The organism is Mycobacterium sp. E1386 (assembly GCF_001672745.1).
Lineage (GTDB): Bacteria > Actinomycetota > Actinomycetes > Mycobacteriales > Mycobacteriaceae > Mycobacterium.
The window spans coordinates 1-23,103 of sequence record NZ_LZKH01000130.1; the positions used below are offsets into that span (position 1 = coordinate 1).

The window sequence follows — 23,103 nt, forward strand, 5'->3', positions numbered from 1 at the left end:
GGCAGCGGGAAGTTCGGCGTCTGATCGGCGTAGACGTAGCTGTACAGCGTGCCGGGATGGTCGAGCGCGGCGGCACCGCCGAGGTAAACGTGCAGGTCGACGAAGTTCGCACCGTGGGGCGACAGATATGTCCAGCCGAGCCGCGCGGCGACACTGGCGACTAGCAGCGCGGGTGCCGCCGCCCGAAGCAGACTCGCGAATCGCCGGCGCGGGGGTGCCGCCGGGGTGGCCGAAGTGGTGTCTATGCGCCCGACTTTAGCGATCCGGGGGGCGTGAGCGGCACCGGTTGCCCTCGTCACCGCCAACGGTCCTGGTCGACGGGCGTTCGGTCACCGCCGTCACTCGTATCAATAACGATCAAATAAATGCCACACGTGTCACTTGAGTCCCATCAGTATCAACGTAACTTCGGCGGCGGACCCGTTTTCCACAACCAGGGAGAGTCATGCCAACCATCTGGACTTACATGCGTGCAGCGGCCGTCGTCGTCGGTTCGTCCGCAGCCCTACTCACGGGCGGTATCGCCCACGCCGACCCCGTGCCGGCTCCGCCGATTCCGAACATTCCGCAGCAGCTGATCAGTTCGGCGGCCAACGCGCCCCAAATCCTGCAGAACCTCGCTACCGCCCTGGGCGCCACCCCGCCGTCCGCGCCGGCCGCTCCGGGCATCACCTTCCCGGGAGTTCCGTCGGCCGCGGCGACGTCGCCGGCGAATCCCGCGTCGAGCATCCCCTCGATTCCCGGTCTGCCGCAGGCGGCTACGCCCTCGGCGCCGTCCGCCCCGTCGGCCACGCAGGGCCTGCAGGGGTTGATCCCGGGCCTGGGACAGACGGCACCCGCGGCGCCCGCCGCACCGGCCACGTCGTCCATCCCCGGACTGCCGGCCATCCCGGGGCTGTCGACGCCGACCGCCCCCGCCACCCCGCCGGCCCCGCAGATTCCGCAGGCGAAGGTCGACATGCCGGCGTTCCTGCCCAATCTGCCGGTCAACATGCCCGCGCAGATGACCCTGCCGCAGGACCTGCCGGCACTGGCCGGGGCTCCGGCGGCGCCTGCCGCACCCGCGGCCGCACCGGCAACCGGGGCCAACCCGGTAGCGCCGCTGCTCGCGGCCCTGCCCTGATTAGTTAACCCCGACAGCAAAGCCACCCCCTACTGACCGGAGGACACACCGTGGCAACCACTTGGAATCTGTCCAAAGGATTGGCCGCTGTCGTGACGGCATCGGCTGCCGCGTTCGGGTTCTGCCCGAGCGCGGCAGCCGAACCGGCGACACCGCAACCCAACTCGACTCAAGAACTTCCGGGCCTGCCGGCGTTATCGCAGCTGAGCCCGATCATTCAGCAGGCGGCTACCAACCCCGGGCAGGCGACACAGCTGCTCATGGCCGCAGCGCAGGCCTTCAGCCACAACCAGGGCGCGCCCACCGAGTCCCGGAATGTCGCCCAGTCGGTGAATCAATTCCTGTCCCAGCCGGGCTCCCCCGAACCCGGCACCGCCCTCCCGGACGGCGCGCCGGTGCCGCATGTACCCGCGGCGGGCGTCGAACCGGGCGCCCAGTCACACCTGCCGACCGGCATCGACCCGGCCCACGCCGCCGGCCCGGGACCGGCCGCGGCCCCGTCGGCCGCGGGCGTCGAACCGGGCGCCCAGTCACACCTGCCGACCGGCATCGACCCGGCCCATGCCGCCGGCCCGGGCCCGGTGGCGGCTCCACCGGTGACCGCGCCGCCGGCTTCGGCGCCGGCCGCGGGCACCGTCGCACCCGTTGCGGCTCCCGTGCCGGCGCCTCCCGCTCCGGCCGAGGCTCCACCGGCCGCGGCTCCCGCACCCGCCGCGGCGCCGGCGGCGGCTCCGGGGTTCGGCCCGGACGCTCCGCCCACGCAGGACTTCATGTATCCCTCGATCGGCACCAACTGCCTGGCCGACGGCACCAGCGCGATCGCCACCGCGCTGTCGGTGGCGGGCCCGGCGAAGATTCCGACTCCCGGGCCGGGCCCCGGGCAGACCGCCTATGTGTTCACCGCCGTCGGCACCCCCGGGCCGGCCGAGGTACAGAAGCTGCCGTTGAACGTCACGTGGGTGAACCTGACCACGGGCAAGTCCGGGACGGTCGCGCTCAAGCCGCGCACCGATATCAACGGCGACGGGCCGACAACGCTGACCGCGATCGCCGACACCGGGTCGGGCAGCATCATGTCGACCATTTTCGGGCAGGTCACCACCAAGGAAAAGCAGTGCCAGTTCATGCCCACGATCGGCTCCACGGTGGTGCCGTAGGGCCAGCACTGTTCCCCGCCCCGAGCGCGCGTGTCCCCATCCGGGCACGCGCGCTCGGCGTTTGGTCGGATCGTCAGTACGCCATGAACAGGATGGCGTCGCGATCGTATTCGAGACCCGGATGATCGCTGGCGAGATGAGCCTGGGTCAGCTCGACCAGCTCGTCTTCGTCCTTGCCGACGATGGCTTCCCCGCACGGACACGTCAGGTGTGTCTTCACGTTGCCGCCCTTCCCTTCTGGTGACCTACTACTTGGCCGCCTTGGCCGCGGCCTTCATCTGCTTCTTGTAGGAACGCACTTTGCCCATCGATTGGGCGTCGACGATATCGGCGACGGAGATGTGCGTGCCGGCCTTGCCGAACTGCCCGGCCGCCTCACGCCAGCCCTTGACCGTGACGCCGTACTGCTTGCCCAGCAAAGCCAGGAAGATCTGTGCCTTGACTTCGCCGAACCCGGGCAGCCCCTTGATTCGCCGCAGCAGCTCCTCGCCGTCGGGGTCCCCGGCGGTCCACAAGCCGGCGGCATCGCCGTCGTAACGGTCCACGATGATCTGGGCCAGGGTCTGGATGCGTTTGGCCATCGACCCCGGAAAGCGGTGTATCGCAGGCTTTTCCGAACACAGCGCGGCGAACTTGTCGGGGTCGTACTCGGCGATCTCGTGAGCACCGAAGCTGCCCATCCGGTCCGCGATCTTCTTGGGCCCCGAGAACGCCGTCTCGAAGGGCACCTGCTGATCGAGCACCATTCCGATGAGCAGGGCCAACGGGTCGTCGTCCAGCAGCGCGTCGGCCTCAGGATCTTGAGCGAGCCAAAGTTTCACCGTCAATGACCAGCCTTTCCGCTGAACACCCTAAAACCCGTCACCTATGTGTTGAGAGACTACCTATCAGAGAGGCGCTTACGGCCGGCGAACAACCAGGGAGTTGGGTGACGTGGTGGTGGACGAGGCCCGCGTGGCGCTGATGCTGGACCGCGACGAACTGCATCAGCTCGTCACCGCCTACTGCCGGGCCGTCGACCGCGCCGACTACGACGCCCTGCGCAGCCTGTACCACCCCGAGGCGACCGACTCGCACGGCTCGTTCTCCTCGGGCGGCGTCGAACAATTCATCGCCCAACTGCAGGCCGCGGAACCGTATGTGCGTGTCTCCCAACACAACATCACCACGACGAACTTCGTGGTCGAGGGCGAACAGGCCCGCGGTGAGATCTATTGCCTGGTGTTTCATACCTTCGCCGGGCCCGACCACGACCTAGACGTGATCATCGGGGGCCGGTACCTGGACACCTACACCAAGCACGACGGCCGCTGGAAGTTCCGTGAACGCACCATCGTGGCGGACTGGGCCTACCAAAACGACCCGTCCCAAGTGAACTTCGGACACCCCAGCACCCGGGGCAGTCTGCGCGGCGAGCCCGGTCAGGCCGACCCTTCGGTCAGCCATTTCACACCGCCGGACGGCTGACCCGCCAAAGTGCTTGGCGCGCAACGGGCGACGGGCGACCGTCAGCCGCTCTTGCGGCGGAATTCGCGGCGGTTCTCCACCGGGCCGTGCGCGCGAGTCTGCTTACCGCCGGCACTCTTGTGGTCGGACCCGCCCGAGGACTTGGCCATCTTGCGGTCGAGGGCTTCCCGGAACTTGCGCTTGTTGTCGTCGTCCGATTCCGGCGCCTCGGAAGACTTCGATTCAGCCATACCGGCAGCCTAGCCGGGAATCCCGTAATCGGGCGGCTACCGCACTCCGGGCGGCATGCCGTACACGTGCGAGATCGGCAGGGTCAGCAGCACTCGCCGATCGGTGACCATCGCCTCGCGGAACTCGTCCCAATCCGGGTGCTCGCCGGCGATGTTGCGGTACAAGGCAATCAACGCTTCGACGGTGTCGTCGCCGGGGGCGGCCGCAGGCGGCGTCAGGATCGCCGTGCCCTCCGCCACCGCGTACGACCACCCGTCGTCCGCATCGACGAGGATGGACGCCCGCGGATCGCGGCGCAGGTTGCGCGTCTTGGCCCGCGGCTCGGTGATCGACACCCGCACCGCCAAGTCGCGCGGGTCGAAGTGGTAACTCACGTTCGACAACTGCGGGCGCCCGTCGCGCTTGATGGTGGCCAGCACTCCGAGAGAGTTTCCACTGATCACGGCCAGCAGCTTGTCGTCGAAGACTTGGCGTCCCATGGAAGAAAGCCTACGTCGCGCGTCCAGCAACCGGTCCCGGATCGCATCGGCGCGGGCGGCCCTGGTGAAATCGGAAGGTGACCAAATACGCGGCGTTCCTGCGTGGCGTCAACGTCGGCGGCGTCAACCTCAAGATGGCCGAGGTGGCGCGCGCTTTGACCGACGCCGGATTCACCAACGTGCGAACCATCCTGGCCAGCGGCAACGTCCTGCTGGAGTCGTCCGCCGGTGCGGCGTCCGTGCGCAAGAAGGCCGAAGCCGCGCTACGCGAGAACTTCGGCTACGACGCCTGGGTGCTGGTCTACGACCTCGAGACGGTGCGCGCCATCGTCGATGCCTACCCGTTCGAGCCCGAGGTCGACGGCTACCAGTCCTACGTCACGTTCGTCGCCGACAAGGCGGCGCTCGACGAGCTCGCCGCCCTCGGCAAGGAGACCGGATCGGACGAGCGGATCGGCCCCGGCGCGGGTGTCATCTATTGGCAGGTGCCCAAGGGCGGCACCCTGGACAGCACGATCGGCAAGACGATGGGCAAGCCGCGCTACAAGTCGTCGACGACCACGCGCAACCTGCGCACGCTGGCCAAGGTGTTGCGCTAGAACTACAACGCTCAGTCGTCAGGCACGTTGGTCAGGTAGCGCATCGCGTCGGACTTCGTCAGCCCCAGCGCCCGGGCCACCTCGACGTACTCCTTGGCGGCGGCCGCCATCGCGGCGTCGGTCGGGTCGAAGCGGGAGATGAAAGTGCCGAAGCGTCCGCGGGTTTCGACGATCGCCGCGGACTCGAGTTCCCGATAGGCGCGGGCCACGGTGTTGGCCGCGACGCCCAGCTGGCCGGCCAGGTCGCGCACCGTCGGGAGCCGGGTCCCGGGCGGCAGCGCGCCGGCCCGAACGCCGTCGATGACTTGGGTCCTGAGCTGGTCGAACAGCGGCCTGCCCGCCTTCATGTCGACCTTCAGCAAATCCCGCAGCTCCACCTCTTCAGTATGTCCCAAGCACCGCTATCTTTGTGGGATGCGAGTAGCGGTGCTGAGCGGCGCGGGGATCTCCGCGGAGAGCGGGGTGCCGACCTTCCGCGACGACAAGAACGGGTTGTGGGCCCGCTTCGATCCCTACGAGCTGTCCAGCACACAAGGGTGGCGCGACAATCCCGAGCGGGTGTGGGGCTGGTACCTATGGCGTCACTATCTGGTGGCCGACGTCCAGCCCAATGCCGGGCACCGCGCGATCGCCGCCTGGCAAGACGGCGCCGAGGTCAGCGTCATCACCCAGAACGTCGACGACTTGCACGAGCGCGCCGGCAGCATGCCGGTTCATCACCTGCATGGCAGCCTGTTCGAATTCCGTTGCGACCGTTGCGGTATGCCCTACACGGGCGCGCTGCCCGCGATGCCCGAACCGATGCTGGAAGTAGAGCCGCCCGTCTGTCACTGCGGCGGCCTGATCCGGCCCGACATCGTGTGGTTCGGTGAACCGTTGCCCGACGCGCCGTGGCAGTCCGCCGTCGAGGCGACCGAGGCCGCCGACGTGATGGTGGTCGTCGGAACCTCGGCGATCGTCTATCCGGCGGCCGGGCTGGCCGAGCTGGCGCTGTCCCGCGGCACCGCCGTCATCGAGGTCAATCCCGAGGTCACGCCGCTGTCGCGGCACGCCACGATCAGCATCCGCGAAACGGCCGGCCAGGCATTGCCGGGGCTGTTGCAGCGGCTGCCCGCGCTGTTGAAGTAGCCGCGGGATCTACGGCCTGCGGGCGCGGCCCAGCAGGATTTCCGAAACCGGCATCGGCGCCCACGCCGGCAACGTGAACTCGCGCCGGGAAAAGTCGACTTCGAATCCGGCGTCGATGATCGAGCGCTCGGTGTCGCGGTGGGTGTGGCAGTTGCCGAACAACCGGGGCCACAGCGTCGCGTCGGCGATCCGCTGGAAACGGCCCCGCGCTCCTGCGCTCGCCACGTGCTCGAGGTAGCGCAGCTCTCCACCCGGGCGCAGCAGCGAATAGAGGCGTCGCAGCACGCCGCCGGGATCCTGCACGGAGCACAACACCAGCGAGCACACCACGGCGTCGAACGGCTCGCCGCCGCTGAACCCTTCGGCCGTCTCGCCCGTCACGACGACGCGGGCGGGTACCACGTCCGCCGCGGCACGCGCCTGGGCGGCCAGCCGCGGCTCGGGCTCGACCGCGACCACCTCGTGGACCGACTCCGGGTAGTGCGGAAAGTTCGTCCCAATGCCCGCGCCGACCTCCAGCACCCGCCCCGACAGCCCCGAAAGGTTCTCCCGGCGAAGGGCCCGGATCACCTCGGTTTCATGGGTGGCGACGACGGGCCAGATGCGCGCGAAGAACGGGTTGTCGACCGCCGTTGTCATACACGTCAACCTTCCGACTCAAATGAGCCCCACAATAGGGTCTTGCCGACGAACCGATCGGGGCGTCAGCCGATGTTGGGCACGGGTTCCCCCAGCGGGCCGCCGTCGAGGACCGGCTCGAGGTATCCGTGGGCCCCTCCCTCGCTGATGCCGAACCGATCGTGCAGCCAGGCCAGCGGCCTGGGCGCCCACCAATTCCACCGGCCCATCACATGCATGAACGCCGGCACCACGACCATCCGCACCAGGGTGGCGTCGGCGAACACGGCAAGCGTCAGCCCCAGGCCGAACATCCGCATGAACGAAACGTGAGCGGCGATCAGCGCCGCGAACGACATCGACATCACCAAGGCCGCCGCCGTGATCACCCGGCCGGTCCGGGCGACGCCGAGCGCGACGCTCTCGTCGTTGGCGGCGTGCGCCTCCTTCGGGGTCGGCCGTCCGGGTCGAGCGGCCCCTGACGCGAGCCAGTACTCGCGGATCCGCGAGAGCAGAAACACCTCATAGTCCATCGACAACCCGAAGGCGATGCAGAACAGCAGCACCGGCATGTTGGCGACCAGCGTCCCGCTCGGCGTGGTTCCGAGCGCGCCGAGATGCCCGTCCTGGAAGATCCACACCAGTGCACCGAAGGCCGCGGTCAGCGAGAGGATGTTGCAGGCCAGCGCCTTCGCCGGCAGTACCACGCTGCCGGTGAGCAAGAACAGCAGCGCGAACGTGATGGCGGCCATCAGCCCGAGCACCAGCGGAAGCCGGTCGGTGACCGCGTCCACGCTGTCGCGGTTGACCTGGGCGACACCACCCATCGCGACGGCCCGGCCGGCCGGCCCGGGCACCTCGTGCAACCGCTTGAGCTGGGCGTCGTTGGCCGGCGAGAACAGCGGCGCCGTGCTGCTGACCGTCAGGAAGGCGCTGCCGTCGGCCAGCCCGGTGGCCCCGGCGGGTGGTCCCGTTCGGTTCCCCCCGACGAACGTCCCGCCCGGAGCCGACACGTCCGACACGTCGGGAACTCGCGACAAGTCCGAGGCGTATCGGTCCAGGTCCGCCGGACTCACGCCACGCGCATCGGGAATGACGACCGGCACGGACGTGTCGGAGTCGTCGGCGAAATCGTTGCGGAGTCGGTCACCGACCTGGTGGGACGAGGTCGAACGCGGCAGCACCCGGTCGTCCGGGAAGCCCCATTTCACGCCGAGGAACGGCAGGCCGAGCAGGAGCAGCAATGCGACGACGGTCAGGCCGATCGGCGCCCAGCGGCGCATCACCAGCTTGCTCGACCGGTACCAGAACAGCTGCTCGACGGGTTTGTGCACCGGCTCGGGCCGCCGAAAGACGCGGCGCAGCAGCCGGCGCACGTCCAGCGCGTCCAGCCGGTGGCCCAGTAGAACGATGGCGGCCGGCGTTATCACGATCGAGGCGGTCGCGACGAAGGCCACGGTGGCCACACCGGCGTAGGCGAACGACTTGAGGAAGTACATCGGGAACGCCACGGTCGCCGACATGGACAACGCTACGGTGACCGCGGAGAACAGCACCGTGCGCCCGGAGGTCGCCATGGTCCGGATCAGCGCCTCTTCCCGGTCGCTGCCCTCGGCCAGCTCGTCGCGGTAGCGACTGACGATCAGCAGTGTGTAATCGATCGCCAGCGCCAGGCCCAACGCGGTGCTCAGGTTGAGCGCGAAGATCGACACTTCGGTGCTGAACGTGATCAGCCGCAACACCGTCATCGAACCGACGACGGCCAGCGCGCCCAACGCCATCGGCAACGCGGCCGCCAGCAGCCCGCCGAACACCCAGATGAGGACCAGGAAGCTCAGCGGGAGCGCGATCATCTCCATCACCAGCAGATCGGCCTGGTTTTGGGTGTTGATCTGGGCGTACTGCATCGCCGCGCCGCCGGCGCTGACGGTCACGCCGTCACGGTCGTGGATGAACTGGTCCGCGATGGTCTGGGCGTTGGTCTGCGCGTAGTTCTCGCCGCCCTTGAGGTTGACGACCAGCAGGCCCGACTTGCCGTCGCGGCTGATCAGGTCGGCGGCCGCCTCCGGGGGGACCGTCCACGGCGACGACACGTTGTAGACCAACGGTGACTTCTGCAGCCCGTTGACCAGGTCGGTCCCCACCGTGCGGGCCTGTTCGCTGTTGGTGCCCCCGGGCGCTGTCACCAGGATCAGCATTTGCTGACCGCTCTGCCCGAACTTGTCGGTCAGCACCTGGATCGCGTGGGCGGACTCCGAGCGCGGATCCTGGAAGCCCCCGGGCGACAGGCTCTTGGCGACGGGGATGCCGAAGATCGCGGCGGCGATGAAGACCAGGACACCTATTGCTATGATGCGGCGCGGCGCCGCGATGGCCAACCGGGCGATCCCCTGCAGCATGTCGAGCCCTTCCGCCGCCGGTGCTGATCGCCCTGGCCGCTGGCGTACCCGCGCAACTTAACAAACGCTAATTTTCACGCGTCAAACAGTTCCTCTTTAAGCACGGACGGCGGCGGCCGCACGGTTCAATGCGGCGTTTTAAACCGCGGCGACAGTAAGAGTCCGGCCAGAAAAATGTGTGGCAACTAAGCAGGTCACGGGGCTAAACGCCGCGGTGGGCCGCGTACAACCTACCGAGCGGTAAATTGCCACGGTTTTCCGAATCGTGACTCAAAGATTCCTTAATGGTGGCCCATACGCTCAGTGTCATGTGGATCGACGACACAAGTGCCGACGTCATCAAGGTTGACTTCGAAGCCCTCTACCACGGCGACGTCCTGGTGGAAGGCGAGACCTCGGAGCAGTTCGACGAACTGCAAGCGGCGAGCTGAGGTCCGACTATGAGCATGCTCGCCCGCCTGTTAATGGCCGAACCCGCCGTCAGTCGATGGTTCCGCCGATAAGTTCTTGCTCCGTTACGAAAGCCCCCCGCTCAACGCGGGGGGCTTTCGTGTTTGGCGGCCTCAGCGAGGAGCCATGCGGATGGCGCCGTCCAGGCGGATGACTTCGCCGTTGAGCATCGGGTTTTCGATGATGTGCACCGCGAGCGCGCCGTACTCGTCGGGGTCCCCCAGCCGGGCCGGGTGTGGAACCTGCTTGCCCAGCGACTTCTGCGCCTCCTCGGGCAGCGAGCCCAGCAGCGGGGTCTTGAACAATCCCGGCGCGATGGTTACCACGCGGATGAGCTCGCGCGACAGGTCGCGCGCGATCGGCAGCGTCATGCCGACCACGCCGCCCTTGGACGCCGAGTAAGCGGCCTGGCCGATCTGGCCTTCGAACGCGGCGACCGACGCGGTGTTGATGATGACGCCGCGCTCCTCACCGACCGGTTCGGTCTTGGCGATGCGCTCGGCGGCCAGCCGCAGCACGTTGAACGTCCCGATCAGGTTGACCCCGACCACCTTCTTGAACGCGTCCAGCGGAAACGGGCCGTCCTTGGACAGCGTCTTGATGGCGTTGCCGATGCCGGCGCAATTGACGTTGATGCGCACCGGGCCCAGCGATTCGGCGGTGTCCAGCGCCTTGCTGACGGCCGCCTCGTCCGTGACGTCGGCCTGCACGAAGCGGGCGCGCTCGCCGAGCTCTTGGACGGCCTCTTCGCCCCGTAGGTCGATCACCACCACCTGCGCCCCGGCGTCCAGCAGCCGCTTGGTGGTGGCCAAGCCGAGGCCCGAGGCGCCCCCGGTGACGACGGCTACGGCGTCCTTGATTTCCATGCGAGTCCTTCCTTGAGTCCAGCCAACCAGTTGGTTGGCGACTATACCCAGTCGTTCAGCACAGCTTCGACGTCGGCCAGGGGGGCGGCCGGAGGCCGAGGCACGTCGGGCGTGGTGCGGGAGAACCGCGGGGCAGGCAACGGCTGCAGGCCGCCGTCCACCTCGTAGAAGGTGTTCCGCTCGGTGATGTGCGGCTCGCTGTCCACCTCGCCGAACGCCAGCACCGGGGTCACGCACGCGTCGGAATCGGCGAACACCTTCGCCCAGTGGTCACGGTCGTGGGCGGCGAAGGCCGCCGTCAGCGCCGCGCGCAGCTCGGGCCAGCGGCTCACGTCGTTCTGCGGCGGCAAGTTGGCGGCGTCCAGGCCCAGCCCGGACAGCATGGCCGCGTAGAACTGCGGCTCGATGGCGCCCACTGCGACGTAACGCCCGTCGGCGCACTCGTAGGTGTCGTAGTAGGGCGCGCCGCCGTCGAGCATGTTGGTCCCGCGCACGTCCGACCACATGCCCAGTCCCCGCATCGCCCACATCATCTGGATCAACACGCTGGAGCCGTCGACCATCGCGGCATCGATCACCTGACCCTTGCCGGAGTTCTGCCGCTCCCACAGGGCGGACAGGATGCCGACCAACAAGAACATCGAGCCGCCGCCGAAGTCGCCGACCAGGTTCAGTGGCGGCACCGGCCGCTCGTTCGCCCGGCCGATGGCGTGCAGGATCCCGTTGAGGGAGATGTAGTTGATGTCGTGGCCCGCCTGCTGACTGCGCGGGCCGGATTGTCCCCAGCCGGTCATCCTGGCGTAGATCAGCCGCTCGTTCACCTCGGCGCACTGTTCGGGCCCGAGGCCGAGCCGCTCTGTGACGCCGGGGCGGAAGCCCTCGATCAACACGTCGGCTTTGGCGACGAGCTTGAGCACGACGGCACGTCCCTCGTCGGACTTGAGGTCGACGGTCACCACACGCCGGTTGCGCAGCATGGCGTCCTTGGCGACACCACCCGGGCCAGTCGATGGCCGATCGATGCGCACCACGTCGGCACCCAGATCCCCCAAGATCATCGCCGCGTGCGGACCCGGCCCGATGCCGGCCAACTCGACGACCCGAAGTCCCTTCAGCGGTCCAGCCACGATCTACCGACCTTTCGTCTGCTCTGACGCCCGTTGTAGTTGGCATCTTCGCAGCCGCCCCGGACCGGCGCGCAGCCCGGTCACTTAGGGTGAGCCCATGGCGCAATCCGCGATCGACACCCTGACCCCCGTCGCAGGCCTTTCCGTCACGTCGTCCGACGGCGTGCTGTCGGTGACCATCGACCGGGCCGACAGCCTCAATTCGCTGACCCTGCCGGTGATTACCGGCATCGCCGACGCGATGGAGCGCGCGGCCACCGACCCGGAGGTCAAGGTGGTGCGCCTCGGCGGTGCGGGCCGGGGCTTCTGTTCCGGCGCGGGCATCAGCGCCGACGACGTGTCCAGCACTGGGGTCCCGCCGGACGAGATCGTCGTGGAGATCAACCGCCTGATCCGGGCGATCGCCGCGGTGCCGCACCCGGTGGTCGCGGTGGTCCAGGGCCCCGCGGCCGGCGTCGGTGTTTCCCTGGCGCTGGCTTGCGACATCGTATTGGCGTCGGAGAGCGCCTTTTTCATGCTCGCGTTCACCAAGATCGGCCTGATGCCCGACGGCGGTGCGTCCGCACTGATCGCCGCGGCAGTCGGCCGCATCCGGGCGATGCACATGGCGCTGCTGCCCGAACGGCTGCCCGCCGCCGACGCGCTGTCCTGGGGACTGGTCAGCGCGGTCTACCCGGCCGACGAATTCGAGGCCGAGGTGGACAAGGTGATCGCCAGGTTGCTGGCGGGACCGGTCGCGGCGTTCGGCAAGACCAAGCTCGCCATCAACGCGGCCACGCTCCCCCAGTTGGATCCGGCTTTGCAGCGCGAGTACGAGGGGCAGGCCGTGCTGCTGCGATCGCACGACTTCGTCGAGGGCGCAACCGCTTTCCAGCAGCGCCGCACGCCGGACTTCACCGACCGCTGAATTCGTTCGGCCGAGGGCTTTTAGTCCCGCATCGTTCCGGCAATCCTGTCGCGTCAGCCTCCCCTCTCGAGGAACGGAGAACCGATGGTTGAACCGATGCGCTGCCTGGTGACCGGAGCGACCGGCTACATCGGCGGCCGGTTGGTGCCGCGACTGCTCGACGAGGGCCATCAGGTGCGCGCCTTGGCGCGCAACCCGGCGAAGCTGGCGGACGTTCCGTGGCGACAACAGGCGGAGGTCGCACGCGGCGACCTGGGCGACGTCGATTCGCTGGTCGCCGCGTTCGACGGGATCGACGTCGTCTACTACCTGGTCCACTCGATGGGCACGTCGGAGAATTTCGCCGACGAGGAGACGCGCGCGGTCCGCAACGTCGTGACCGCGGCGCGCCGCACCGGGGTTCGCCGGGTGGTGTATCTCAGCGGGCTGCATCCCGAAGGCCGCAAGCTGTCACCGCACCTGGAATCCCGCAAGGCCGTGGGCGAGGCCCTCATCGAGTCAGGCGTCGAGGCCGTCGTGCTGCAGGCCGGGGTCGTCGTCGGTTCCGGCTCGGCATCCTTCGAGATGATCCGCCACCTCACCGACCGGTTGCCGGTGATGACCACTCCGAAGTGGGTGCACAACAAGATCCAGCCGATCGCGGTGAGCGACGTGCTGTACTACCTGGTCGCGGCGGCGACGGCGCCGGTGCCGTCATCGCGGACGTGGGACATCGGTGGGCCCGACGTCCTGGAGTACGGCGACATGATGCGCGTTTACGCCGACGTGGCCGGGCTGGGCAAGCGATACCTGATCGTGCTGCCGTTCCTGACACCGACGATCGCCAGCCTCTGGGTGGGCACGGTGACGCCGATTCCCCCGGGCTTGGCGCGGCCGCTGATCGAATCGCTGGAATGCGACGCGGTCATGCGCAACCACGACATCGACAGCATCATCACTCCGCCGCCCGGCGGCCTGACCGCCTACCGCCGGGCCGTCGAACTCGCGCTCAATCGGGCTCAGCGCGGGCTGCCCGACGCCACCTGGTCGTCGTTGCGGACCGAGCCGGCCAACCTGCTGCCCAGCGACCCCGAGTGGGCCGGCGAGATCGTCTACACCGAGGTTCAGATTGCCGCGATCGAGGCCGGGCCCGAGGACGTGTGGAGGGCTCTGGAAAACGCCGTGGGCAGAGCCGCGCGCGGCGGCCGCTGGACGGTGCAAGAGGCCGAACCCGGCTCCGGGATGCGGCTGCGAGCGCGAAGGCACAAGCTCGGGCAGCAATGGCTGGAAATCACCGTCGCGCCCCGCAAGGAAGGCGGCAGCCAGCTCACGCAGCGGTCGATCTTCCTCCCCAGCGGCATCCCCGGACGGGCGTACTGGTTACTCGCGCGGCCGCGGCAGGCCGCCGCGATGCGCGCCCTGGCGCGCGACGTCGCGAGTTCGACGACCGGTTAGCTCATACCCCGAACATCGGCGGCAGCACGAGCACCATGATCAGCCCCCACACCAAGTGGGTGAGCACCGGCGCCAAAACACCGCCGGTCGCCCGGCGCTCGAATGCACACACCGTCCCCAGGATGATGGCGGCGAAGCCGAGCATGGGGTTGCCACTGGCCAGCGTCGCGATCGTGTAGAGGATGGTCGAAATCAGGACGGGGTGATACCGGCCCAGGGCCGTGTAGAGCGCGCCGCGAAAGAACACTTCCTCGGCGACGCCGTTGACGAGCGTGATCGCCACGATCACCGGATACCACCCGTGGTGGGCGTATTCCAGCACCCTGGTGATCAGCTCCGCCACGGGCGTGATCTCCCGGGCTATCAGCCCGCCGATCACGAAGACCCCGCCGAGCAGCAGACCGATCGCCGTCCCGGTGATGACCGGCCTCTGGTTGCGGCCGCGCCAACAGATGCCGCCCAGATGCAACGGGCCCGACGCGAACCCGCCGGCGACCCACACCCCCGCCAGCGCCAAAGTCAGCCAGTAGAAGCTCGAATCCCCCGGGTGGCGCCGCAACGAAAACCCGAGCACCACGGCACCGATGACCACCGTGACGGCCACGATGATCCGGCGACGCCGCACGACGGCAGGCGACTCATGGTGCGGCACAGCGACTTTGGTGAGCGCCCGGCGCCACTCGGACAGCGTGCCGGTGTTGGACGGGGCGGTTGACTGGCTCATGCGAGACGCACCTTCGGGGTCAGCGAGGTCAGGATGTCGATGCCGGTTCGCAGCGCGCCCGCAACGGGCCCGGGGACGCTGTTGACCAGGCGGAGGGCCGGGCGCACGACGGGCGGGGTGAGTCGGCCTGCGACGTGGCGGATGCGCCGCGCGTCGCCGCCGGCCCACACGGGATCGGTGTCGGCCAGATGATGGGGATCGGCCAGAGCGTTCACCGGCCGCGGGCGATTCGACTGATCGGCCAAGGCTAAGGCAATGGCGTCTTTGACGCCGAGCAACCCACCGGGCGGGTCGGCCACCCGGTCGCGTAGGTCGCTGTGGGACGCCACCATCGGATGGTCCAGCGATTCGACCAGGTCGCCGGCCAGCCCCGGCGGCACCGGGAGCGCGACGCCGGTGATCAGCGATGCCAGCCCGGTGTCGACCCGGCCGACAGGAAGCCCGGCGTGCCACCTGCCGGAGATTCGCGCATACGTCTTGAGCAGCTCCCGGTAGGACGTCGTGTCCGGGCCGGAGATATCGTACGCGCCGGCCGGCAACCGCTCGGCGTCGGCCGCAGCGACGAGGTAATACAGGACATCACGGATGGAGATCGGGTCGATCGGGTTGTCCATCCAACTCGGGATGGGCATGAGCGGAAAGCGGTCTCCGACGTAACGCATCATTTCGAACGAGGTCGAGCCGGCGCCGACGATCATCGCCGCGCCCAGCCACACCAGCTCCGGGCCGTCCGGGACCGCCAGGGCCTCGGCCACCTCGGCCCGGCTGGTCAGGTGCTCGGACAAGATCTCGTCGGCGGGCACGAATCCGCCCAGGTAGACGATGCGTGGCACCCCGGCATCCCTGGCCGCCGCGGCCACATTGGCGGCGGAGGCCTTGTCGGCGTCGCGGAAGCCGGGCTGGCCGATGGCGTGCACCAGGTAATAGACCACGTCAATGGGGCCGGAGCTCGCGAAAGCCGCCCGGGTCGACGCGGGATCCGCGGCGTCGAAGGCCACCGGCGTGACGTCGTCGACCCAGCCGAACCGTCTTAGGCGCTCGGGGTTCCGGGTGGCGGCCACGACGTGGTGCCGGTCCGCCAGCAGCGCCGTGACCAGCCGCGATCCGACATAGCCGGTGGCACCGGTGACGAGGATCCGCATACTGTCCAACCTAGCGGGCGGAGCTCGGCCGGTGGCGCGTACGTGACACCACCGGGATTCCCGGCCCGGATTTTCGCCGGGTGGTTACGCTCGCGGCGGGTGAACCGGCGCGGCGGCGGCACCGTGGACCCGGTACAAGCAGTCCTCGTCAACGGATAGTGGAGACATGTATTACCTGCTGGTCCTCGCGGTCGGGATCGAACGCGTCGTGGAGCTGGTCGTGTCCAAGCGCAACGCGCAGTGGTCGTTTGCCCAGGGCGCCAAGGAATTTGGCCGATCACACTATCCGGTGATGGTGCTCATCCACACCGGGTTGCTGGTCGGCTGCGTTCTCGAACCGTGGGCACTGCACCGGCCGTTCATCACCTGGCTGGGCTGGCCGATGCTGACGGTGGTGGCGCTCAGCCAGGGCCTGCGCTGGTGGTGCATCGCCACGCTGGGGCGGCGATGGAACACCAGGGTGATCGTGCTGCCGCAGGCCGCGCTGGTGCGTCAGGGTCCCTACCGGTGGCTGCACCATCCGAACTATGTTGCAGTGGTGGCTGAGGGGTTGGCGCTGCCGTTGGTGCACACGGCGTGGCTGACCGCGGGCATCTTCACCCTGGCGAACGCGGCGCTGCTGAGGGTGCGGCTGCAGGTCGAGAACTCGGCGCTGGGTTATACATGACCGACTACGACACCGACCTGTTGATCGTCGGCGGCGGCCCGGGCGGCCTGGCCACGGCGTTACACGCACGCCGCCAAGGACTTTCGGTGATCGTCGCCGACCCGCGCGAGGGCCCCATCGACAAGGCGTGCGGTGAGGGCCTCATGCCAGGCGGGCTTGCCGAGCTGACGGCGCTCGGGGTCGACCCGGTCGGCATGCCCTTTCACGGCATCGCTTACGTCAGCGAACACCGCCGGGCGCAGGCCCGGTTTCGCAACGGGCCGGGCCGGGGGGTGCGGCGCACGACGTTGCACGCGGCAATGGCCGCGCGCGCGAAAGAGCAAGACACCGAATGGCTTCGGACGCGGGTGACCACCGTGCAGCAGGACGCGCACGGGGTGACGGCCGCCGGCGTGCGTGCGAAATGGTTAGTGGCGGCCGACGGACTTCATTCTCAGGTCAGGCGATCCGTCGGAATCACGGCGACGGCGGGGACGCCGCGGCGCTACGGCGTCCGTTGGCATTACCGGGTGCCGGCGTGGTCCGAATTCGTCGAGGTGCACTGGTCGCGCTGGGGCGAGGCATACGTCACCCCGGTCGAACCGGACCTCGTTGGCGTGGCGATCTTGTCGCCGGGTCGACCCGACCTCGCCTGGTTCCCAAGGCTGGCCGGGCAATTAGACGGTGCCGGCCGCGGCGAGGCGCGCGGGTGCGGGCCGTTGCGGCAGGTGGTCTCCCGCCGGGTCGCGGGGCGGGTGCTGCTCGTGGGCGACGCGGCGGGGTACGAAGACGCACTGACCGGCGAAGGCATCAGCCTGGCAGTCAAGCAAGCGGCCGCGGCGGTCGCCGCGATCGCCGACGAGAGTCCGTCGTCGTATGAGCTTGCGTGGCAACGGATTACCCGCAACTACCGGTTACTTACCCGTGGCCTGGTGTTGGCCAGCACCCCACCGCTCGCGCGCCGTGCCATCGTGCCGGCATGCACGCTGCTGCCCGCCGCGTTCCAGCGCGGGGTGAACGTCCTGGCGACCTAGCGCAGCGTCACCGGGCTAGCGCGCCTTCCAGACCGGCTCCCGCTTCTCGGCGAAAGCGAGCGGCCCCTCCTTGGCGTCTTCGGAGCGCAGCAGAGTGCCCATCTCTTTCATGGTGCGCTGCCATCCCGCTTCCTCGTCGGTGACGACCCCGTCGTCGACGCCGTAGGCGATGCGCTTGCTGGCCTGCACGGACAGTGGTGCGTTGACGGTCACCCGGGCGGCCAGGGCCAGTGCGGCTTCCAGCACCGTGCCCTCCTCGACCACCTGGTTGATCAGGCCCCATTCGAAGGCGTCGGAGGCGGTGATCGGCTCACCGGTCAGCAGCAGCTCCATCCCCACCTTGCGCGGCAGCTGCTGCACGATCCGGAACACGCCACCCGCGGCCGCAATCAGCCCGCGTTTGACCTCGGGCAGGCCGAACTTGGCCCGCTCGTCCGCCACCACCAGGTCACTGGCCAGGGCCAGCTCGGTACCCCCACCCAGGGCGGTGCCGTTGACCGCCGCGATGGTGGGCTTGTCGATGAAGTGGTGCACGTAACCCGCGAAGCCCCACTCGCCGTGCTCGGGGTGATACAGGTTCTCCCGGCGCGAGATCGCCTTGAGGTCGGCGCCGGCGCAAAACGACTTGTCGCCGGCGCCGGTGATCACCACGGCCCGTACGTCAGGGTCGTGTTGCGCCGCGTCGAGCGCGTCCCCGACGCCGATGCTGACGGCGCCGTTGACCGCGTTGCGTGCCTCGGGCCGGTTGATGGTGATCACCATGACGTTGCCGCGTCGTTCGACCAGCACCGCCGGCTGATCGGTGGCGGCGTCCGTCACAACAGCTCCACGATGGTGGCGTTGGCCTGGCCACCACCTTCGCACATCGTCTGCAGGCCGTAGCGAATTCCCTTGTCCCGCATGTGGTACAGCAGCGTGGTCATCAGCCGCGCCCCGGAGCCGCCGAGTGGGTGGCCGAGCGCGATCGCGCCGCCATTCGGGTTGAGCTTCTTCTCGTCGGCGCCAATGTCTTTCAGCCACGCCAGCGGAACGGGTGCGAACGCCTCGTTGACCTCGTAAGCCCCGATGTCGCCGATGGAGAGTCCCGACTTCTTGAGCACCTTCTGGGTGGCCGGGATGGGCGCGGTCAGCATGATCACCGGGTCGGCCCCAGCCAGCGTCGCGGTGTGCACCTTGGCGATCGGCTTGAGGCCGAGCTCCTTGGCCTTCTCGGCGGACATGAACAGCAGGGCGGCCGCGCCGTCGGAGATCTGCGACGAGTTGCCGGCGTGGATGACGCCGTCTTCCTTGAACGCCGGCTTCAGCGACGCCATCTTCTCCATCGGGGTGCCCCGGCGGATGCCTTCGTCCTTGAGGACCACGTTGCCGTCCTGGTCCTTGATTCCCACGATCTGGTCGTCGTAGGCACCGGAATCCTGTGCGGCCGCGGCCTTTTCGTGCGAGCCCAGAGAGAACTCGTCGAGCGCGGTGCGGTCCAGGCCCCATTGCTCGGCGATCATCTCCGCGCCGAGGCCCTGGTTGGGAATCTGCCCTTCGTAGCGGTCCAGGAATGCCTTGGGGTAGGGCCGCCCACCGTTGGCCAGCGACGAGCCCATCGGCGTGCGCGACATCGACTCCACGCCCCCGGCCACCACGACGTCGTAGTGCCCGGCCACCACGCCGGCCGCCGCGAAGTGGATGGACTGCTGGCTCGAGCCGCACTGGCGGTCGACGGTCACGCCCGGGACGGTCTCCGGCCACCCGGCGGCCAGCAGGGCAGTGCGGCCGATGTCGAGGGCCTGCTCGCCCGCCTGCATGACGCAGCCCCAGATGACGTCGTCGACGATCCCGGGGTCGACGCCCGCCCGCTCCACCAATCCGTTGAGCACCTGCGCTGACAGGTCCGCGGGGTGCACCCCGGACAACCCGCCGTTGCGCTTCCCGATCGGTGAGCGCACTGCCTCGACGATGACGGCTTCAGCCATGCTCGTGTCTCCTTTGACGTGACGTGTGGACTTCAGACGAAGTGGGTCTTGGATCGATTGTCAACCAAGGGGTTGGGAGGTTGAAGGGCGGGGTGGCTCCGGCGGGGCCAAGCACGATTGGCTTTCACTCGCCTCCACGCCAATGCGCTCGTGAGGCCACCTGCTACCACCACGGTCGTGATCGATCGGGCAGCAGTTGCGAACGGTTTGCGCGTGGATGCGAATCGTTGGCGAATCCTGCAGGCCTTCGAATTTCGCCCTCTTTGTCGGGCGACTCACGAGCCATTGAGGATGGGTCGTAATGCCCTGGTCGGGGGCGGCATTCGGAGAGACACTGGCCTTGGTCCGGAGCATTCGAGCGTTCGGATCGGAGGAGAGAACCTCGCCAAGGGAGTACAGATGTTAGACAGCCTAACGCTTCACACCAACGGAGCCCCTCAGCAGCGCGTGCGGGATGCCGAGCTATTAAAAGAGTCAGGCGTGCACAAGCTGGTGATCGCCGACCGCGACGGCAACTGCTTGGCGTTCGTATTGGCTTGGGACAGCTTCGACTATGACGCGGAGACGGACACCTATGTCTGCGTTGCCGACAGCGATGGCAGAGACCTCATGACCATGTACGCAGCCGGTGAGATCAAGTCAGCACCCGGCTCGAATATGTTTGTCGTAACCGCACCGGATGAGAGCACTGGGCGCAGGCCATTTTGACGTACGGCACGGTGCCGTTCTTCGCGAGCAGGCGCTACGGCGGCTGATGCCGTCGCCGCCAGAGCCGGCAACGCCGTCAATACCCCGCGCCGGACCAGCCGACCGGTCGCGGCGCAACCGGGGAGGATGCGCGGGACGAGTGACAATTGACCGCTCGTACGGTTAGTTATGCCGAGGGCTGACGCCACACCGCGTGCCCGGTAATCGTAAGATCCTTGAAGCGTTCGTGCGCTAGGTCGCTGAACGTGCCTATGACAGAACAAATCTCGGCGATATCGCCGAGGAGCTTGGGGTGTCCGGGGACACCATCGTTGATCACTTCTGGACCAAAGATCATGTGGTGGGAACTCGGGGAATTTCCTCCGGCTCGCCGGCTCGAGGTCCTGCGGCCGCCATGGGACCACCGGTCGGCGGCGTACAAGCGCATAGCCGCAACCATTTACACGTCCGAAGCCCCACGGATGCTCGCCGGCAACGCGAAGGTGGCACGCCAGCGCAAGGTAGAGCGGTTGAGTGACAACCGGCGACGCGGCAGTACCCATGTGGCGGCTCGCTCGGCGGGCTGCTGCTCGACCACCTGGCGCTGAGCAAGTGGGCGACCCTTCCGCGGACGTCGTCTCGGCCGTGCCGAATCCCTCACCGCCGCAACGGGATGACAGGCCGCGCAGTCGGCAGCGAAATGCACTGCAGGAGCGGGTAATTGACCCGTAGTCGATTCCCCCTAGTCGCGCATCTACGTACAGTCGATTTGTTCGCCGACCAAAACGGGATGGACGTGCCTCTCGTGACGCGCCGAGGGTAGCGCAAGGGCCAAGTCGCCAAAGGGTCGCGATAGTGGAGCAGCCCAAAGACTCCGGCGCGGCCATCCGCCGTTCATTCCGCGCCCGCGTCGTTATTGACTGTCCGTACAGTCGAATGCCATAGTGGCTGCGTGGCACAACCGACGGGGAGTCGGAGCGGGGCGGAGGACGCCGGTCAAGGGGCGCAAGTGACCGGCCCGTGGCTGGAGCCCGGTGACGAGCTATGCGGCGGGTCGCACCTCGCACCGTCGTGCCCGGAGTCGAGGCGATGCCGTCGGATATCGGCGTCTTTCGGCGGATTCCCGAAATGCGCTCTAACGAATCGCTTTTCGCAGCACTGGCGGTATGGCGGCAAGCCTGCGGATCGTGATCGCGACCGCCAACGCCATGTCGGGCTCACGAGACTGCATGACCCGCTTGAGCAGACGATGCGATTCGGTAGTCCGGTCGGCTACCACACGCCGACCCAGATCCGTTCCCTCGGGCGATCAACAGCGCAAGCTCATGCGCCACGTCAGGCCTCGCCCCGATGACTACCTTGACTGTGGCCGTCGGCAAATTCGGAAACCACCTCCGGGCGGGGGCGGAAGTGGCCGGCGGGTTCTTCCGCATGTGCGCGCTCACCGGCAAAGCCCTCGCACGGCCTTTCCAATGGCGTGAGTTCATCGTGGCCGGCTGGTTCCTCATGCGGGTATCGCTGCTGCCCGCTATCGCGCTGTCCATCCCGGAAACCGTGCTGCTCATCTTCACTTTCAATGTCCTACTGGGCGAGTTCGGCGCCGCGGACACCTCTGGTGCTGGTGCCGGGATCGCCGCGGTCACCCAGCTCGGCCCGATCGTGACGGTGATGGTCGTCGCCGGTGCGGGCGGCACCGCGATCTGCGCCGACCTCGGTGCGCGCACGATCCGCGAGGAGATCGATGCCCTTGAAGTGCTCGGCATCGACCCGATCCACCGGCTGGTGGTCCCCCGCGTCGTCGCCTCGACAATCGTCGCGGTGCTGCTCAACGGCCTCGTGGTCGCCGTCGGGCTAGCGGGCGCCTATGTGTTCAGCGTGTACGTGCAGAACGTCTCGAGCGGTGGCTACGTGTCCACGCTGACAGCGCTTACCGGCCTGCCCGAGGTGGTGATCGCGATTATCAAGGCCGCGACGTTCGGGCTGATCGCCGGCCTGGTCGGCTGTTATCGCGGGCTGATCGTGCGCGGCGGATCCAAGGGCCTGGGCACTGCCGTCAACGAGACGGTGGTGCTGTGCTTCATCGCGCTTTTCGCCGTCAACGCGGCACTGACCACGATCGGTGTCCGGTTCGGGACAGGCCGCTGACATGGCAACGGCTACCGCGACCCCCTCGCTGCGCATCCGCTTCCCGCGGGCAGCCACTGCCCTCCGTGAATACGGTGACGCCCCGGCCCGGCTAATGGTCGAAGTCGGGCAGATGGTCTGGTTCGCGATGGCCGCAGTCGGGCAGATCCCCTTCGCCCTACGCCACTACCGCAGAGAGCTGCTGCGCATGATTGCCCAGATGGGGATGGGCACCGGCGCGATGGCCGTGGTCGGTGGCACCGCCACCATCATCGGCCTCATCACCCTGTCCGCGGGCTCACTGGTCGCCATCCAAGGCTTTGCGACGCTGGGCAACGTCGGTGCCGACGCCTTCACCGGCTTTTTGGCCGCACTGGTCAATGTGCGATTTGTCGCGCCGGTCGCCGCCGGTCAAGCACTTGCCGCCACGGTCGGTGCCGGCGCCACCGCCGAACTGGGCGCCATGCGTATCAGCGAGGAGATCGACGCGCTCGAAGTGATGAGCATCCGATCGGTCGCCTATCTGGCCTCCACCCGGGTGGTGGCGGGTCTCGTCGTCATCATCCCGCTCTACGGGCTGGCGATCACCTTGTCCTTCCTCTCGGCACAGGTCACCACCGTGCTTTTCTACGGGCAGTCCACCGGCACCTACAACCACTACTTCCATACATTCCTGCGCCTCGACGACGTGGGCTGGTCGTTCGCACAGGTGCTCCCGGCTGCGGTGGTCGTGATGACCACCCACTGCTACTACGGCTACACCGCCACCGGCGGGCCGGTCGGTGTCGGTGAAGCGG

At 68.1% G+C, this 23,103-nt stretch carries 26 protein-coding genes and 2 pseudogenes; 14 read left to right on the forward strand and 14 right to left on the reverse strand.

The genetic code is table 11. The features are described from left to right. Positions 1-299, reverse strand: a pseudogene (pimE, locus tag A5709_RS13605) (mannosyltransferase); the annotation flags it as partial. Positions 300-445: 146 nt separating this feature from the next. Between pimE and A5709_RS13610 the strand changes: the two are divergent. Next, a complete protein-coding gene (locus A5709_RS13610; RefSeq protein WP_067946049.1) occupies positions 446-1,123 on the forward strand; it encodes a hypothetical protein in 678 nt (225 codons plus the stop codon). Positions 1,124-1,155: 32 nt separating this feature from the next. Beyond that, positions 1,156-2,280, forward strand: coding sequence for a hypothetical protein (locus A5709_RS13615; RefSeq protein WP_197520142.1), 1,125 nt, complete (start codon positions 1,156-1,158; stop codon positions 2,278-2,280). Positions 2,281-2,353: 73 nt separating this feature from the next. Here the strand turns inward: A5709_RS13615 and A5709_RS13620 are convergent, their stop codons facing one another. Beyond that, positions 2,354-2,500 (reverse strand): DUF1059 domain-containing protein, encoded by a 147-nt coding sequence (locus A5709_RS13620; RefSeq protein ID WP_067277197.1) that lies wholly within the window; start codon positions 2,498-2,500, stop codon positions 2,354-2,356. A gap of 28 nt (positions 2,501-2,528) precedes the next feature. Then, the gene (locus tag A5709_RS13625) at positions 2,529-3,101 is read right to left on the reverse strand and encodes an HhH-GPD-type base excision DNA repair protein (RefSeq protein WP_067946045.1); all 573 of its coding nucleotides are present in this window, start codon (positions 3,099-3,101) and stop codon (positions 2,529-2,531) included. A 112-nt stretch (positions 3,102-3,213) separates the two neighbouring features. On the opposite strand from A5709_RS13625, the gene A5709_RS13630 reads away from it, so the two are divergent. Next, positions 3,214-3,747 (forward strand): nuclear transport factor 2 family protein, encoded by a 534-nt coding sequence (locus A5709_RS13630; protein ID WP_067946081.1) that lies wholly within the window; start codon positions 3,214-3,216, stop codon positions 3,745-3,747. Positions 3,748-3,788: 41 nt separating this feature from the next. Here A5709_RS13630 and A5709_RS13635 read toward each other — a convergent pair whose 3' ends face one another. Together A5709_RS13635 and A5709_RS13640 are read right to left on the reverse strand one after the other, a co-directional pair. Further along, positions 3,789-3,977 carry a DUF5302 domain-containing protein gene (locus A5709_RS13635; protein ID WP_067946043.1) on the reverse strand — a complete coding sequence of 63 codons (189 nt, stop codon included), beginning with the start codon at positions 3,975-3,977 and terminating at the stop codon, positions 3,789-3,791. Between the two features lie 36 nt (positions 3,978-4,013). Continuing rightward, positions 4,014-4,457, reverse strand: a complete 444-nt coding sequence (locus A5709_RS13640; protein ID WP_067946041.1) for a PPOX class F420-dependent oxidoreductase — start codon at positions 4,455-4,457, stop codon at positions 4,014-4,016. A 77-nt stretch (positions 4,458-4,534) separates the two neighbouring features. On the opposite strand from A5709_RS13640, the gene A5709_RS13645 reads away from it, so the two are divergent. Then, positions 4,535-5,056, forward strand: coding sequence for a DUF1697 domain-containing protein (locus tag A5709_RS13645; RefSeq protein ID WP_067946039.1), 522 nt, complete (start codon positions 4,535-4,537; stop codon positions 5,054-5,056). Between the two features lie 11 nt (positions 5,057-5,067). On the opposite strand, the gene A5709_RS13650 is transcribed toward A5709_RS13645, so the two are convergent. Beyond that, a complete protein-coding gene (locus A5709_RS13650; RefSeq protein WP_066951550.1) occupies positions 5,068-5,433 on the reverse strand; it encodes a GntR family transcriptional regulator in 366 nt (121 codons plus the stop codon). 37 nt (positions 5,434-5,470) lie between these two features. Here A5709_RS13650 and A5709_RS13655 point away from each other — a divergent pair, with 37 nt between their 5' ends. Further along, positions 5,471-6,184, forward strand: coding sequence for an NAD-dependent deacylase (locus A5709_RS13655; RefSeq protein ID WP_067946037.1), 714 nt, complete (start codon positions 5,471-5,473; stop codon positions 6,182-6,184). Positions 6,185-6,193: 9 nt separating this feature from the next. On the opposite strand, the gene A5709_RS13660 is transcribed toward A5709_RS13655, so the two are convergent. Further along, positions 6,194-6,823 carry a class I SAM-dependent methyltransferase gene (locus tag A5709_RS13660; RefSeq protein WP_067946035.1) on the reverse strand — a complete coding sequence of 210 codons (630 nt, stop codon included), beginning with the start codon at positions 6,821-6,823 and terminating at the stop codon, positions 6,194-6,196. 65 nt (positions 6,824-6,888) lie between these two features. Then, on the reverse strand, positions 6,889-9,201 hold the full coding sequence (locus A5709_RS13665; RefSeq protein WP_068120351.1) for an MMPL family transporter: 2,313 nt from the start codon (positions 9,199-9,201) through the stop codon (positions 6,889-6,891). Between the two features lie 308 nt (positions 9,202-9,509). On the opposite strand from A5709_RS13665, the gene A5709_RS29100 reads away from it, so the two are divergent. Then, a complete protein-coding gene (locus tag A5709_RS29100) occupies positions 9,510-9,632 on the forward strand; it encodes a hypothetical protein (protein ID WP_003878506.1) in 123 nt (40 codons plus the stop codon). A gap of 132 nt (positions 9,633-9,764) precedes the next feature. Here A5709_RS29100 and A5709_RS13670 read toward each other — a convergent pair whose 3' ends face one another. Together A5709_RS13670 and A5709_RS13675 are read right to left on the reverse strand one after the other, a co-directional pair. After that, entirely contained in the window at positions 9,765-10,517 is a 753-nt protein-coding gene (locus tag A5709_RS13670; RefSeq protein ID WP_066951567.1) for a 3-hydroxyacyl-CoA dehydrogenase, read from the reverse strand. A 41-nt stretch (positions 10,518-10,558) separates the two neighbouring features. Further along, positions 10,559-11,644, reverse strand: a complete 1,086-nt coding sequence (locus A5709_RS13675; protein WP_068120353.1) for a CaiB/BaiF CoA-transferase family protein — start codon at positions 11,642-11,644, stop codon at positions 10,559-10,561. Positions 11,645-11,741: 97 nt separating this feature from the next. Here A5709_RS13675 and A5709_RS13680 point away from each other — a divergent pair, with 97 nt between their 5' ends. Both A5709_RS13680 and A5709_RS13685 read left to right on the forward strand, forming a co-directional pair. Next, positions 11,742-12,551, forward strand: a complete 810-nt coding sequence (locus tag A5709_RS13680; RefSeq protein WP_068120354.1) for an enoyl-CoA hydratase — start codon at positions 11,742-11,744, stop codon at positions 12,549-12,551. A gap of 84 nt (positions 12,552-12,635) precedes the next feature. After that, positions 12,636-13,985, forward strand: coding sequence for a DUF2867 domain-containing protein (locus A5709_RS13685; protein ID WP_068120357.1), 1,350 nt, complete (start codon positions 12,636-12,638; stop codon positions 13,983-13,985). 1 nt (position 13,986) lies between these two features. On the opposite strand, the gene A5709_RS13690 is transcribed toward A5709_RS13685, so the two are convergent. After that, complete coding sequence (locus tag A5709_RS13690; RefSeq protein WP_067946025.1) at positions 13,987-14,709, reverse strand: CPBP family intramembrane glutamic endopeptidase; 723 nt, start codon at positions 14,707-14,709, stop codon at positions 13,987-13,989. Continuing rightward, positions 14,706-15,851 carry an NAD(P)H-binding protein gene (locus A5709_RS13695; RefSeq protein ID WP_068120359.1) on the reverse strand — a complete coding sequence of 382 codons (1,146 nt, stop codon included), beginning with the start codon at positions 15,849-15,851 and terminating at the stop codon, positions 14,706-14,708. The genes A5709_RS13690 and A5709_RS13695 overlap by 4 nt, the downstream gene beginning before the upstream one ends. A gap of 166 nt (positions 15,852-16,017) precedes the next feature. On the opposite strand from A5709_RS13695, the gene A5709_RS13700 reads away from it, so the two are divergent. Both A5709_RS13700 and A5709_RS13705 read left to right on the forward strand, forming a co-directional pair. Continuing rightward, positions 16,018-16,518, forward strand: a complete 501-nt coding sequence (locus tag A5709_RS13700) for an isoprenylcysteine carboxyl methyltransferase family protein (RefSeq protein ID WP_068120361.1) — start codon at positions 16,018-16,020, stop codon at positions 16,516-16,518. Continuing rightward, positions 16,515-17,531, forward strand: a complete 1,017-nt coding sequence (locus A5709_RS13705; protein ID WP_068120363.1) for an NAD(P)/FAD-dependent oxidoreductase — start codon at positions 16,515-16,517, stop codon at positions 17,529-17,531. Before A5709_RS13700 ends, A5709_RS13705 begins: the two co-directional genes overlap by 4 nt. A gap of 15 nt (positions 17,532-17,546) precedes the next feature. Here A5709_RS13705 and A5709_RS13710 read toward each other — a convergent pair whose 3' ends face one another. Further along, the gene (locus A5709_RS13710; RefSeq protein WP_082953184.1) at positions 17,547-18,350 is read right to left on the reverse strand and encodes a crotonase/enoyl-CoA hydratase family protein; all 804 of its coding nucleotides are present in this window, start codon (positions 18,348-18,350) and stop codon (positions 17,547-17,549) included. Beyond that, on the reverse strand, positions 18,347-19,495 hold the full coding sequence (locus A5709_RS13715) for a thiolase family protein (RefSeq protein WP_067946017.1): 1,149 nt from the start codon (positions 19,493-19,495) through the stop codon (positions 18,347-18,349). Before A5709_RS13715 ends, A5709_RS13710 begins: the two co-directional genes overlap by 4 nt. A gap of 480 nt (positions 19,496-19,975) precedes the next feature. Here A5709_RS13715 and A5709_RS13720 point away from each other — a divergent pair, with 480 nt between their 5' ends. The 4 genes and pseudogenes from A5709_RS13720 to A5709_RS13730 all read left to right on the forward strand — a co-directional run. Further along, entirely contained in the window at positions 19,976-20,203 is a 228-nt protein-coding gene (locus A5709_RS13720; RefSeq protein WP_231971938.1) for a hypothetical protein, read from the forward strand. Positions 20,204-20,453: 250 nt separating this feature from the next. After that, positions 20,454-20,720 (forward strand): annotated as a pseudogene (locus A5709_RS29250) (hypothetical protein); the annotation flags it as partial. An 893-nt stretch (positions 20,721-21,613) separates the two neighbouring features. Then, entirely contained in the window at positions 21,614-22,327 is a 714-nt protein-coding gene (locus A5709_RS13725) for an MlaE family ABC transporter permease (RefSeq protein ID WP_369806034.1), read from the forward strand. A gap of 1 nt (position 22,328) precedes the next feature. After that, on the forward strand, positions 22,329-23,103 hold a 775-nt coding region (locus tag A5709_RS13730; protein ID WP_068120364.1), incomplete at its 3' end, for an ABC transporter permease.

Excerpts from the sequence above, each read along its gene's own strand:
- A5709_RS13685 (WP_068120357.1), top strand. The coding sequence starts at position 12,636 with ATGGTTGAACCGATGCGCTGCCTGGTGACCGGAGCGACCGGCTACATC.
- A5709_RS13680 (WP_068120354.1), top strand. The coding sequence starts at position 11,742 with ATGGCGCAATCCGCGATCGACACCCTGACCCCCGTCGCAGGCCTTTCC.
- A5709_RS13700 (WP_068120361.1), top strand. The coding sequence starts at position 16,018 with ATGTATTACCTGCTGGTCCTCGCGGTCGGGATCGAACGCGTCGTGGAG.
- A5709_RS13695 (WP_068120359.1), bottom strand. The coding sequence starts at position 15,851 with ATGCGGATCCTCGTCACCGGTGCCACCGGCTATGTCGGATCGCGGCTG.
- A5709_RS13655 (WP_067946037.1), top strand. The coding sequence starts at position 5,471 with ATGCGAGTAGCGGTGCTGAGCGGCGCGGGGATCTCCGCGGAGAGCGGG.
- A5709_RS13660 (WP_067946035.1), bottom strand. The coding sequence starts at position 6,823 with ATGACAACGGCGGTCGACAACCCGTTCTTCGCGCGCATCTGGCCCGTC.
- A5709_RS13610 (WP_067946049.1), top strand. The coding sequence starts at position 446 with ATGCCAACCATCTGGACTTACATGCGTGCAGCGGCCGTCGTCGTCGGT.
- A5709_RS13665 (WP_068120351.1), bottom strand. The coding sequence starts at position 9,201 with ATGCTGCAGGGGATCGCCCGGTTGGCCATCGCGGCGCCGCGCCGCATC.
- A5709_RS13670 (WP_066951567.1), bottom strand. The coding sequence starts at position 10,517 with ATGGAAATCAAGGACGCCGTAGCCGTCGTCACCGGGGGCGCCTCGGGC.
- A5709_RS13715 (WP_067946017.1), bottom strand. The coding sequence starts at position 19,495 with ATGGCTGAAGCCGTCATCGTCGAGGCAGTGCGCTCACCGATCGGGAAG.
- A5709_RS29100 (WP_003878506.1), top strand. The coding sequence starts at position 9,510 with ATGTGGATCGACGACACAAGTGCCGACGTCATCAAGGTTGACTTCGAA.
- A5709_RS13705 (WP_068120363.1), top strand. The coding sequence starts at position 16,515 with ATGACCGACTACGACACCGACCTGTTGATCGTCGGCGGCGGCCCGGGC.
- A5709_RS13725 (WP_369806034.1), top strand. The coding sequence starts at position 21,614 with ATGTGCGCGCTCACCGGCAAAGCCCTCGCACGGCCTTTCCAATGGCGT.
- A5709_RS13640 (WP_067946041.1), bottom strand. The coding sequence starts at position 4,457 with ATGGGACGCCAAGTCTTCGACGACAAGCTGCTGGCCGTGATCAGTGGA.
- A5709_RS13690 (WP_067946025.1), bottom strand. The coding sequence starts at position 14,709 with ATGAGCCAGTCAACCGCCCCGTCCAACACCGGCACGCTGTCCGAGTGG.
- A5709_RS13635 (WP_067946043.1), bottom strand. The coding sequence starts at position 3,977 with ATGGCTGAATCGAAGTCTTCCGAGGCGCCGGAATCGGACGACGACAAC.